The organism is Cellulomonas sp. (assembly GCF_036279715.1).
In the GTDB taxonomy this organism is placed as follows: Bacteria; Actinomycetota; Actinomycetes; order Actinomycetales; family Cellulomonadaceae; genus Cellulomonas_A.
On record NZ_DASUIR010000005.1, the window covers coordinates 1 to 12385 of the forward strand.

7 protein-coding genes and 1 tRNA gene are annotated in these 12385 nt (G+C 70.2%); 3 read left to right on the plus strand and 5 right to left on the minus strand.

Features of this window, described 5'->3' with window-relative positions; all coding sequences use genetic code 11:
- Positions 1–204 precede the first annotated feature (204 nt).
- The gene (locus tag VFW79_RS00265) at positions 205–3669 is read left to right on the plus strand and encodes an error-prone DNA polymerase (RefSeq protein ID WP_329675322.1); all 3465 of its coding nucleotides are present in this window, start codon (positions 205–207) and stop codon (positions 3667–3669) included.
- Positions 3670–3681: 12 nt separating this feature from the next.
- Here VFW79_RS00265 and VFW79_RS00270 read toward each other — a convergent pair whose 3' ends face one another.
- Complete coding sequence (locus tag VFW79_RS00270; RefSeq protein WP_329675323.1) at positions 3682–4923, minus strand: AI-2E family transporter; 1242 nt, start codon at positions 4921–4923, stop codon at positions 3682–3684.
- A gap of 125 nt (positions 4924–5048) precedes the next feature.
- Here VFW79_RS00270 and VFW79_RS00275 point away from each other — a divergent pair.
- Positions 5049–5131: transfer RNA gene (locus VFW79_RS00275), tRNA-Leu, on the plus strand.
- 187 nt (positions 5132–5318) lie between these two features.
- Here VFW79_RS00275 and VFW79_RS00280 read toward each other — a convergent pair.
- The 4 genes from VFW79_RS00280 to VFW79_RS00295 all read right to left on the minus strand — a co-directional run bounded on the left by VFW79_RS00280 (position 5319) and on the right by VFW79_RS00295 (position 10867).
- A complete protein-coding gene (locus tag VFW79_RS00280) occupies positions 5319–6686 on the minus strand; it encodes a sugar ABC transporter substrate-binding protein (protein WP_329675324.1) in 1368 nt (455 codons plus the stop codon).
- A gap of 62 nt (positions 6687–6748) precedes the next feature.
- The gene (locus tag VFW79_RS00285) at positions 6749–7696 is read right to left on the minus strand and encodes a carbohydrate ABC transporter permease (RefSeq protein ID WP_414647832.1); all 948 of its coding nucleotides are present in this window, start codon (positions 7694–7696) and stop codon (positions 6749–6751) included.
- Positions 7693–8643 (minus strand): sugar ABC transporter permease, encoded by a 951-nt coding sequence (locus VFW79_RS00290; RefSeq protein WP_329675325.1) that lies wholly within the window; start codon positions 8641–8643, stop codon positions 7693–7695. The genes VFW79_RS00285 and VFW79_RS00290 overlap by 4 nt, the downstream gene beginning before the upstream one ends.
- 52 nt (positions 8644–8695) lie before the next feature.
- Positions 8696–10867, minus strand: coding sequence for an alpha-galactosidase (locus tag VFW79_RS00295; protein ID WP_329675326.1), 2172 nt, complete (start codon positions 10865–10867; stop codon positions 8696–8698).
- Between the two features lie 214 nt (positions 10868–11081).
- Here VFW79_RS00295 and VFW79_RS00300 point away from each other — a divergent pair, with 214 nt between their 5' ends.
- On the plus strand, positions 11082–12221 hold the full coding sequence (locus VFW79_RS00300) for an ROK family transcriptional regulator (protein WP_329675355.1): 1140 nt from the start codon (positions 11082–11084) through the stop codon (positions 12219–12221).
- Positions 12222–12385 lie beyond the last annotated feature (164 nt).

Sequence of the window (12385 nt, forward strand, 5' to 3'; positions counted from 1 at the left end):
GGTGGTGGTCGGACGAGCCGCGGTGCCGCACCCACCTCCAGGTGGCTCTGGAGGACGGCTCGGCGCTGCTGCTGGCGCACACCGCGGAGACCTGGACGTGCGAGGCCGTCTACGACTGACGGCGCGACGCGAGGCGTTTGACAACGCCGAACCACCGTCGTTCACCGATTCGAACACCTGTTCGAGCAAGAGAGGAACGTGACGATGAGCTCGTCCTCGGCGCCCCGGTACGCGGAGCTGCACGCCCACTCGGCGTTCAGCTTCCTCGACGGAGCAAGCCACCCCGAGGAGCTCGCCGCCGAGGCGGCCAGGCTCGGCCTCGCCGCGCTCGCCGTGACGGACCACGACGGGCTGTACGGCGTCGTCCGGTTCGCCGAGGCGGCCCGGGCGGTCGGGCTCCCCACGGTGTTCGGGGCGGAGCTGCACCTGCCGGCGCCCGGACGTCTCGGGTCACGGACCTCGGGTGCGACCGCAGGCGACGGCGTGACCTCCGGCGCAGCCCGGGCCACCCGGCCGGCGCGGCCCGGCCCTGATGTGCTCGATGCCCCGACGGGCGTCCCGGACCCCCGAGCCACACACCTGCTCGTCCTCGCGCGCGGACCCGACGGCTACCGCGCGCTGTCGAGCGCGATCGCGACCGCGCACCTCGCGACCGGGACCAAGGGCGCCGCGCGCTACCGCCCGGAGGAGCTCGCCGAGCAGGCCGCCGGGCAGTGGCTCGTGCTCACGGGCTGCCGCAAGGGGGCGGTGCGACGTGCGCTCGCGGGCGGGTCGCCCACCGGCGCCGCTGTCACGCCCGAAGGCTTCGTCGCGGCGCGCGGAGAGCTGGACCGGCTCGCCGCGCTGTTCGGTCGGGACAACGTCGCGGTGGAGATCACGGAGTCGGGGGACCCGCTCGACGGCGAGCGCAACGACGCCCTCGCAGCCCTGGCGGCCGCGACGGGGCTCCCGCTCGTCGCGACAGGCAACGTCCACTACGCGACACCCCGCGACGCCGACCTCGCGGCTGCGCTCGCGGCGGTGCGGGCGCGTTCGTCCCTCGAGGACCTCGACGGCTGGCTGCCCGGCGCCCCGACGGCGCACCTGCGCTCGCCGGCCGAGATGCTCGCGCGGCACCGTCGCCACCCCCAGGCGGTCGCGACGGCTGCGGAGCTGGGTGCCGAGTGCGCGTTCGACCTCGCGCTCGTCGCACCGAAGCTCCCGCCGTACCCCGTCCCGGCGGGCCACACCGAGGCGACCTGGCTGCGCGAGCTGGTCCGGCGCGGTGCCCTGGAGATCTACGGACCCCCCGAGGCCGAGCGGGTTCCAGGCGCGTATGCGCAGCTCGAGCACGAGCTGCGCATCATCGAGGACCTCGGCTTCCCGGGGTACTTCCTCGTCGTCTACGACCTCGTCGACTTCTGCCGTCGCAACGGGATCCTCGCGCAGGGCCGCGGCTCGGCCGCCAACTCCGCGGTCTGCTACGCGCTGCGGGTCACGGCGGTCGACGCGGTCAAGCACGGGCTGCTCTTCGAGCGCTTCCTCGCCCCCGAGCGGGACGGTCCGCCGGACATCGACGTCGACATCGAGTCGGAGCGGCGCGAGGAGGTCATCCAGTACGTCTACGCCACGCACGGTCGTACACATGCCGCGCAGGTCGCGAACGTCATCTCCTACCGGCCCCGCTCGGCGGTCCGGGACGCCGCCCGCGCGCTGGGTCACGACGTCGGGCAGCAGGACGCGTGGAGCAAGTCGATCGACCGGTGGGGGAGCCTGCGCGGACCGGACCCGGTCACCGCGGACGGGCGGGACGCCGTGACCGGCCGGGAGGAGCGCGCTCAGCACCGGGACGAGATGTGGGGGGCGGCACCCGAGCCTCCTGCGCACGACCTCGACGAGATCCCGGCGCCCGTGATCGACCTCGCCCAGCGGTTCCTGCGGCTGCCGCGCCACCTCGGCATCCACTCGGGGGGCATGGTCATGTGCGACCGGCCGGTCATCGAGGTGTGCCCGGTGGAGTGGGCCCGGATGCCCGGCCGCACGGTGCTGCAGTGGGACAAGGAGGACTGCGCCGACGCGGGACTCGTGAAGTTCGACCTGCTCGGGCTCGGCATGCTCACGGCGCTGCGGATCGCGTTCGACCTGATCCGGGAGCACGAGGGAGTGAGCCTCGACCTGCACGGGCTGCCGCACGAGGACCCGCTCGTCTACGACCTGCTGTGTGCGGCGGACACGGTCGGGGTGTTCCAGGTGGAGTCGCGCGCCCAGATGGGGACGCTGCCACGTCTGGAGCCCCGACGCTTCTACGACATCGTCGTGGAGGTCGCACTCATCCGGCCCGGACCGATCCAGGGCGGGTCGGTGCACCCGTACATCAACCGTGTCCACGGCCGCGAGCCGGTCACGTACCTGCACCCGAAGCTCGAGAAGTCCCTCGCGAAGACCCTCGGCGTGCCGCTGTTCCAGGAGCAGCTCATGCAGATGGCGATCGACGTCGCCGACTTCACCCGGACGGAGGCCGACCAGCTGCGCCGCGCGATGGGGTCCAAGCGGTCGACCGAGCGCATGGAGGCGTTGCACGGCCGCCTGCTCAAGGGGATGGCAGCCAACGGCATCACGGCCGCGGTCGGCGAGCAGATCTTCGACAAGCTCAAGGCGTTCGCTGACTTCGGGTTCCCCGAGTCGCACGCCTACTCGTTCGCCTACCTCGTCTACGCGAGCGCCTGGCTCAAGGTGCACCACCCGGCGGCGTTCTATGCGGGTCTGCTCGCCGCGCAGCCGATGGGCTTCTACTCCCCGCAGTCCCTCGTGGCCGACGCGCGGCGGCACGGTCTGACGGTGCTGCGTCCGGACGTGCAGGCGTCCGCGGTCCAGGCGACCGTCGAGCGCACGGCGCCGGCGTCGGGCGACGGTGAGCCCCGGCTCGTCCCCGCCCCGTCGGGCACCGCGCCGAGCGACCAGCACGCCGACGGGTCGGCGGGTCGGTCGCTCGGGGTGCGGCTCGGTCTCGCGTCGGTCCGCAACGTCGGCACGGAGGTCGCGGAGCGGCTCGTCGCCGAGCGCACGCAGGCCGGTCCGTTCACCGACCTGCGCGACCTGGTCCGCCGGGTGCGGCTGTCGACCAGCCACCTCGAGGCGCTCGCCACGGGTGGTGCGCTCGACAGCCTGGGTGCGACGCGTCGCGAGGCGCTGTGGGCCGCGGGGGCGCTCGCACAGGAGGGCCCCGACACGCTCCCGGGTGTGTCGGTCGGGGTCAGCGCACCCACGCTCCCCGGCATGAGCGACGTCGAGCTCGCGGTCGCGGACGTGTGGGCGACGGGCATCTCGGTCGACTCCTACCCCACGCAGCACGTCCGTGCCGGGCTCGACGCCGCGGGGGTCCTACGGGTCGAGCAGGTGTACCGCCACGAGGCGGGCCGACGGGTCGCGGTGGCGGGAGTGGTCACGCACCGCCAGCGCCCGGGCACCGCGGGCGGGGTCACCTTCCTGTCGCTCGAGGACGAGACGGGTCTGCTCAACGTGATCTGCACGACGGGCCTGTGGCAGCGGTTCCGCAAGGTGGCCCGCACGTCAGCGGCGCTCGTCGTGCGCGGGCGGGTCGAGCGGGCCGACGGTGCGACGAACCTGCTCGCCGAGCACCTGGCCCCGCTCTCGTTGCGGGTCCGGGCGACGTCGCGCGACTTCCGTTGAGCGGTCCTCGTGCTACTCGGCGTCGGCGGGCGCCGCGCGCCCGGGGTACTCGACGTCCTCGTCCGACTCGGCCTCCTGCTCCTCGTCCATCGGCGGGTCCATCCGCCGGAGCTTGGAGAACACGGCCCACGCGACCGCGACGAGCGGCACAGCGATGACGGCACCGAGGATGCCCGCGGTCAGCGTCCCGGCGGTGACGGTGACCGCGATGACGACCGGGTGCAGCGAGACCTGCCGGCCCATGACGAGCGGCTGGAGGACGTGGCCCTCGAACTGCCCGATGAGTGCGATGCAGATCCCGACGATGCCGGCCGAGATCGGGCCGTTGGCCGCGAGAGCGACGATCATCGCGACGACCATCGCCGCGGGTGCGCCGACGAGCGGGATGAACGCGCCGATGAGGACCAGCACGGCGAGCGGTGCGGCGAGCGGGACGCCGATGATCGACAGTGCGATGAACGCGAGGAAGCCGTCCGTCGTGGCGATGATCACCGTCCCGCGCGTGTACCCGGAGAACGTGTACCACCCCGCCCCCGCGGCGACCTGCCAGCCCTCGCGCACGCGCACGGGCAGCTGGTTGAGGAACCAGGTCCACAGCTCATGGCCCCGCGCGAGGAAGAACACGGTGCAGAAGACGGCGAGGGCGAGGGCGGTGAACACCTGGACGACGGAACCGGCGCTGGCCGCCGCCTGACTCGCGAGGTCGCCCGCGTGCTGCTGCACCCACGCCCGGCCGGTGTCGATCCACTGGGCGATCTGGGCGTTCGTGATCGTGAACGGGAGCTGGCCGTTCTCGAGGAACTTCGTGATCTCCCCGATGCCGTTGCCGAACTGCTTGGACAGCGCGTCCCACTGGCTCGCCACCGAGTACCCGACGTACGTGAGCAGGCCGGCGAAGACGCCGATGCCACCGAGCAGCGCGATGGCCGTCGCAAGGCCGCGCGGCATGGCCCGGGTGAGGAGGTCGACAACGGGTCGCAGCACGGCAGTGAACACGAAGGCGATGAAGACGGCGATGAAGAGCAGCGTCACGCGCGACGTCGCGTAGAACACGACGGCGATCGCGGCGGCGACGACGAGCAGCCGCCACGACACCCCGGCCATCTCGCGCAACCACTTGGGGGCGGTCTGCTCGTAGCCGACGACCGACGGGTTGCGGCGCGCACCTGCGACCTTCCGGGCTGCCGGACTGGCCCCTGCGAGGTGACGCAGCGATGCCGCGGCCTTGTCGCCCTGGTTGTCCTGATCCGTCATGGCGGCAAGTCTGCCCTGTCGTGCGAATTCCTGTCCGGCAGCGACGCCGTGCTATCTTTACCGCCGCACCTGACAGGTCGACAGGCAGTGCTCAGCACCGCTTGGCCAACCCGTCTGGTCCACCCGTCCGGGTGGCGGAATGGCAGACGCGCTAGCTTGAGGTGCTAGTGCCCGAAAGGGCGTGGGGGTTCAAGTCCCCCTCCGGACACTCGTTGAGACAGCGAACACTTGGGCCATGATCTGCGGAGACGCCGGTCATGGCCCTTCGTGTGCCCGCCAGTGCGTGCCGGTCGCAGACGCACGCGGCGTGTCTGCGCGCACCTGTCGGCGGGTCAGACAGGTGTGGGGGCGGTACCGGGTGACCCGGTACCGCCCCCACGAGCGCTGGCTCAGTGCTACTTGTCGTTGGCGAACAGCGCGTTGACCTGCTTGTTCGCTTCGGTGTAGACCTCGGTGCCGCCCTTGAAGGACAGGAACGTCTCGCCCGCGGCCTTCATCAGCGCATCGAGCTCAGGCCAGTGCTTCGCGATCGGCGCCAGGTGCGTCGTGCCGTCCGTGACGTGGACCGTGAACGCTGACATGTCGTAGCCCTTGGCAGTGAAGGCGGCCTCCGCCTTGGCGAGAGAGCTCTTGACGGCAGGGAAGACGACGGCTTCACCGGCGACGATGTCCTGGCACTGGGCGGATCCGAGGAACTTGACCCACGCCCACGACTCGTTCGGGTGCTTGGTGCCGACGTAGATCGAGTCGGCGAGGCCGTTGAAGACGCTCGCGCGCTTGCCGTCAGGTCCGACGGGTGTCGGGGCGACCGCGGACTTCACTCCCTTGAGGGTCATGTACGCGTTGGTGTTCCAGTCGCCCTCGGTGACCATGGCCGATCCGCCCGCGCCATAGGTCTCCTGCAGGCTCACGCCGGAGCTCGCGACCGCGAGGGACGGCATGTAGCCCTTCGTGATGAGGCTGCGCCACCAGGTCATCGTGTCGGCGAGCGCTGTGGAGTCGTAGTTCCACTTCGTGCCCCAGGGGTTCTTGTCGGCGTACTGGAACCCGTTGCTCATGGCGTACTCGGACCACTCGGTCTGTCCGAACCCAGCCCCCGAGCTGGCCAGGCCGAGGCCATAGGTGGCGACGTTGGTCTTGTCGAACCCGGGCTGGTTGCCGTGCACGCCGTTCTTGTCGATCGTGAGCGCGGCGATGGCCTTCTCGTACGTGCCGCCGTCGGTGGGGTTCCATGCGAGGTTCTTCATGTCGTCGGCCGTGAGGCCTGCGGCGGTGGCCATGTCGGTGTTGTAGAAGAGGCCGACGGTGTCCCAGTCCTTGGGGAGGCCGTAGCGCTTGCCGTCCGCGGTGACCCACAGGTCGGCAAGGCCTGGCTGGTAGATCGACAGGTCGACGTTGTCCTTCTTCACCAGAGGGGCGATGTCCAGGATCTGCTTCTGGTCGGCGAAGGTCGGGTACTGCGAGAGGTGGTCGGTGAAGACGTCGGGCGCAGTGCCGGCGACGAAGTCGTTCGTCAGCGTGCTCCAGTAGTCGTCCCAGCCGTACTGCTCGACCTTCACGTTGATGCCGGACTCAGCCGTGAAGGCATCAGCGCACTTCTGGTAGGCGCCGAGCTGGTTGGTGTCCCACAGCCAGTAGGTGAGGGTCGTGCCCTTGACGAGCGTGCTCGAGTCCGCGGCGGTGCCCGAGCTGGCGCTCGAGCAGGCGGCCAGCGCGAACGGGATGACGGCGAGTGTGGCGAGCGCGCGGAGATTTCGACGCATGAGGATTCCCTTTCGGTGGGGTGGTGCGTTCGTGCGGCCAGGGCGACGGTGCCGACCCGGTGTCATTTGATGCCGGTGAAGCCGATGGAGTTGATGATTCGTCGCCCGATCACGGCATAGAGGACGAGGATCGGGAGGGCCGCGATGAGGGTCGCCGCCATGAGGCCGGCCCAGTCGGGACTGCCTTGCGGCGTCTGGGAACGGAAGATGCCGAGGGCGACGGTGAGCACGCGCACCGACTCGGCCTTGCCGACGAGGAGCGGCCAGAAGTAGTCGTTCCACGCCGCGATGTAGGTCAGCAGCGACAGCGTCGCGATGGGCGCTGAGGACATCGGGATGATGATCGTGAAGAACACCCGGAAACGGCCGGCGCCGTCGATCATTGCGGCCTCCTCGATCTCCTTCGGGATCCCGAGGAAGAACTGCCGAAGGAAGAAGACCGAGAACGGGGTCATCAGCAGCGTCGGCAGCACGATGCCGGCGTAGGTGTTGAGCAGGCCCAGATTCTTGATGAGGATGAAGTTCGGCAGCATCGTGAAGATCGGCGGCACCATCAGGGCCGTGATGAAGGCGAAGAAGAGCTTGTCCCGGCCAGGCCAGGTGAGCCGTGCGAACGCGTACGCGGCGAGCGAGCAGAAGAAGACCTGACCGACCGTCGTCGTGGTGGCCACGATCAGGGAGCTCTTGAGGTAGAGCCAGAAGCTGACGCTCGCGCCGGAGCCTCCCTCCGCGATCGCGTCGGCCTTCGTCGCCAGCCCGAAGACCCGCTCGAACGCCCCGAAGGTGAAGTCGGCCGGCAACAGGGAGCTCGAGTGCGAGGCCAGCGAGCGCGTGTTGGAGAACGCCGTCCGGAGCATCCAGTAGAACGGGAACAGGGTGAGCAGCACGGCGAACGCCATGAAGGCCCAGGCGGCGATCCTCCCGTACGGGAACCGGCGGAACCGGCGGGGCCGGCCGGACAGCTGGACGGCACGGGGGGTGACGGCCATCGACGTGCCCTGGCCGTTCATGACAGGTCCGACTCGCCGGCGCGCAGCAGCTTGATCTGCGCGAAGGCCACGGCGGCGAGGATGACGAACAGGACGACCGAGATCGCGGACGCGTAGCCGAACTCGAAGCGGGTGAAGGCGAGATCGTAGATGTAGTAGTAGATGACCCGGGTGGCGTTGATGGGACCGCCAGCCGTCGTCACAGCCACGGTGTCGAAGAGCTGGAACGACCCGGTGACCGTGATGACAAGCACCATCGCGAGCACCGGCCGCAGCAGCGGGACGGTGATCTTGAAGAATGACCTGACCTCGCCCGAGCCGTCGAGCGCTGCGGCCTCGTAGAGCTGGTCCGGGATGGTCTGCAGCCCCGCGAAGATGAGCAGCGCGGTGTAGCCGACGTGTCGCCACACATTGACCATGGCGATGGTGGGGATCGCCCAGGCGGAGTCGCCGAAGAACGCGACCCGGTCGATCCCGACCCACTCGAGCATCTGATTGACGATGCCGATCTGGTAGTCCAACATCCAGAACCAGGTGAGTGCGACGACGACGTTGGCCACGAGGTAGGGCAGCAGGAGTGCGCCGCGGACGGCCATCGACTTCGCGAACCGGTGCATCAGCACCGCGATGGTCAGCGCGAGCACCGTCTGGGCGCCGATGTTGATGACGACGTATTCCAGGGTCACCTTGAGCGCGTTCCAGACGAGGTCGTCCTTGAGCAGCGCCTGGTAGTTCGCCGTCCCGACCCACTTCTCTGGTGAGAGCACGCTGAAGTCGGTGAAGCTGTAGTAGATGCCGCGCAGAGCTGGCCAGACGTAGAAGACGGCGAAGCCGATGGTGGCAGGCAGGACGAAGACCAGGGCGACCTTGAGGTCGTTCCGGGCACGCCTGGATGTCGGGCGGATGGCGGTGTCGGGAGCGGGTCGTGCTCGATCTCGCGCACGGGCCGGTGCTGGGGTGGTGGTCATGAGTCCTCCGAGCGCTTCGTTGCGGTGGGGAATCGGGAAGGGATTGAGCGGGTCAGAGCCGGTTGGCTGCCAGGAGCACGAGCGAGTCGGGCAGCAGGTTCGGCGCCTGAACCCCGACCTCGGCCAGGACGCGTCCGGTCAGGACGACACCGACCGCCCACCACGGTGGTGGGGTGTGTCCGCCGAGCGACGGGACGGCGGTGGCCGGCTCGAGCGGGGCGAGGCGGTAGCTGGCGTCGGGGTCGAGGCCCACCAGCCGGACGTGCCCGGGCGGGTACCAGGCAGAGGTGGCGATCGCGACCAGCGCGTAGATGCCCGCCGAGCCGTCCTCGGCGACGACGCCGTGCACGAGCAGGGCGGGGTCGGGGTGGTCGACGTGCACGACCCGGCCGGTGTGGAGGAGCCCGCGGGTGGCCTTGTAGAGCGCGATCCAGCCGGCGAGCTCGGCGAGGTCGGAGGGCGAGGCCCTGCGAAGGTCCCACTCGACGCCGAGATGGCCGAACAGTGCGGTCCCGGCGCGGAACGTCAGGGTGTGCGCGCGGCCTGTCGAGTGCGACACCGGCGAGCCGACGTGCGCCCCGACGAGCTCGGGCGGCAGCAGCAGCCCGGTCCAGCGCTGAATCTGCTGGCGCTCCAGGGCGTCGATGCAGTCGCTCGCCCAGATACGGTCCGTGCGTTCGAGGATGCCGAGGTCGGCTCGGGCGCCACCCGAGGAGCAGGACTCGATCTCCAGATCCGGGTGGCGCGCCTTCAGCTCGTCGATCAACCGGTAGACCGCAAGCGTCTGGTCGTGCACCCCGGGCCGGCCGTGCGACGTGCTGCCTGCCTCGACGAGGTCGCGGTTGTGATCCCACTTCAGGTAGTCGATGGCGTACTCACGCACCAACGAGTCCAGTCGCTCGAGGATGTGGTCGTAGGCCGCCGGGTTCGCGAGGTCGAGGACCTGCTGGAAGCGGGCCTCGGGGGGTAGCCGGTTCCCGGTGGCGAGGATCCAGTCGGGGTGCTTGCGTGCGAGGTCGGAGTCGACATTGATCATCTCCGGCTCGACCCACAGCCCGAACTGCATCCCGGCTGAGCGGACGTGCTCGACGAGCGGGCCGAGCCCGTCCGGCCACACCACCTCGTCGACGTACCAGTCGCCGAGGCCGGCGTGGTCGTCGCGGCGATGGCGGAACCAGCCGTCGTCGAGCACGAAGCGCTCTACCCCGACCTCCGCGGCGCGGTCCGCGAGCGCCGTGAGGGCGCCAAGGTCCTGGTGGAAGTACACCGCCTCCCACGTGTTGAGCACGACCGGTCGCGGTGACACAGGGTGCTGCGCGCGGGAGCGCAGGTACCCGTGGAACCGCGCAGCCATCTCGTCCAGACCACGCCCCCACGAGCCGTAGACCCACGGCGTCGCATAGGCGGCGCCCGGAGCCAGGGTGCCCTCGCCCGGCAGGAGGAGCTCGCCGCCGCCGAGGAAGCCGTCGCCGCCCGGGGTCCGTTCGGCGAGCGTGCGGTGGTTGCCGCTCCATGCCACGTGCAGCGCCCAGACCTCGCCGGTCTCGAACGAGAAACCCGGTGCCCCGGCGATGAGCAGCAGGGTGGCGTCCGCACCGGTGCGCCCGCGTCGGCCCTCACGGAGGTGGGTGCCCAGGGTGAAGGCGTGGCGTTGGGGTGAGCGCTCGCGCAGGTGCCGACCGGTGAAGTCCAGGATCTCCTGTGCCCGGGTGGGGACGGGGAGGGCCAGCAGGACGGCATCGAGCGTGTAGCCGGTCGTCTCAGACGTGTTGGTCAGGGTGGCGCGGGTGCGGACCAGGCCCGAGACGGTCAGCTCCAGCTCCACCGTGAGGCCCAGGCCGGCGTCGGCGTCTGCGCCGGAGACGGTGAGCCGGTGCGCGACGGTGCCGTCGAGGGAGTCCAGGGCGGGCGTGTCGACGACGAACGCGGGCGAGAAGTCGTGTCCGTCGCGGTGCCCTTGCACCCCGGGGGTACCGAGCCATCCTCGCGACTGCTCGGGAAGCAGGCTGAGGGGGACGACGCGGTCGACAGTGCTGGAGACGACCTGCGGGATCGACGAGAGGCGGAGTGCCACGAGGGCTGAGTCAGACAGCTCACCGAGGTCGCTGCCCCAGTGCAGGACTCGTGGCAACCCGGCTCCCGCGGTGTCGACGACGAGACTGGTGCCACCGGCCCGGAGGTGGACGACGCCGTCAGCGCCGAGCGGTCCGAAGGCGTGTTCCATCGCGGCGACTCCCTTGTCATGAACGTGTGTGGTGCTGGTCCCCATCCGAGAGTTAGTGTTGCAGTGGAAGTTAGTAGCCGTCAAGACCGCCAGGTATCACCTTGGTAACGGACATCGCGGTGACAGTTGCGATGGTCTAACTTTCGGAAGAGAAGTAACTGCTGGCCTGACAGACTGGGACCGACCGCACTGGGAAGGATCTTCCGTGACACTGATGGCATCGAGCTGGACGCCGCTCAGCGGTCCGAGCCACGCCATCGCGCTCGACGTGCTCATCAACGGTCCGCTGTCGCGCGCCGAGCTCTCGCGCCGCCTGGATCTCTCTGCTGCCAGCCTCACCCGCCTCGCGCGACCCCTCGTGGAAGCGGGCTTGCTCATCGAGGTCGATCCCCACAACGGCGACACCCACATCGGGCGTCCTGAGCGGCCTCTTGACGTCGTTCCCACGTCGCACCACTTCATCGGCATCAAGCTCACGGGTGACGCTGCGTACGGAGTCATGACCACGTTGCGCGCGGAGGAGGTCGCGTCCGCGCGCATGCCACTGACGGACCGCGACCCGCAGGTGGTGTGCGCGGTCATCGCCGAGCTCGTGTCGCGCCTCGCTGACAGCGGTCCCGCCGTCACGGCTGTGGGGATCAGCGTCGGCGGGCAGGCCGCGGACCATGCAGTGGTGACGGCGGCGCCCTTCCTGCACTGGGCCGATGTCCCGCTCGCGGTCATGGTCGAGGACCTCACCGGGCTGCCCACGGTCGTCGAGAACGACGTCATCGCCCTCACCCAGGCCGAGCACTGGTTCGGGGCGGGGCGGGGCCTCGGGCGGTTCGCGGTCCTGACCGTCGGTGCGGGCGTCGGCTACGGGCTGGTCGTGGGTGGTCACCAGATCACGAGCCCCGACGCGGGTCTCGGGCTGGTCGGCCACGTGCCGCTCGACCCCATGGGGCCGATCTGCTTCGCGGGACACCGAGGCTGTTCGACCGCGATGCTCACCATGCCCAGCATCGAAGCGGCAGCGTCAGTCGCGCTCCGCCGCTCCGTCGACTACGACGAGGTCCTGGATCTCGCCGTCGCGGGGGACCCGGCGGCGGGGCGGATCGTGGCAGACGCGGGCCACGCGCTCGGTCGCCTCATCGCGCTCGCGGCCAACCTGACCATGCCCGAGCAGGTGGTGCTCTCCGGTGAGGGCGTCCGACTCGTCGACGTCGCGCGCGAGCAGATCGACGAGGCCCTCGCCGCGGACCGCGACCCGCATGCCTCGCACCTCCACCTCGAGGTGCGACCGGGCACCTTTGCGCAGTGGGCTCGCGGTGCCGCCGTCTCCGCGATCCAGACCTTCGTCCTCGGCCAGGACTGAGCCAGAGCCCGGCCTTCCCTCGCCCGGTAACAGCTCAGCATCGCGTCGTCGCCACCTGCTTCGGCAGGGTCAACGGGGTCAGGCGTGCAACGGTCGTGCAACGTCCATCTGCCTAGCCTGCTCGTCGTGGCGCGCCGCAACGGGGCGGCGACCTGGGTCAGGCG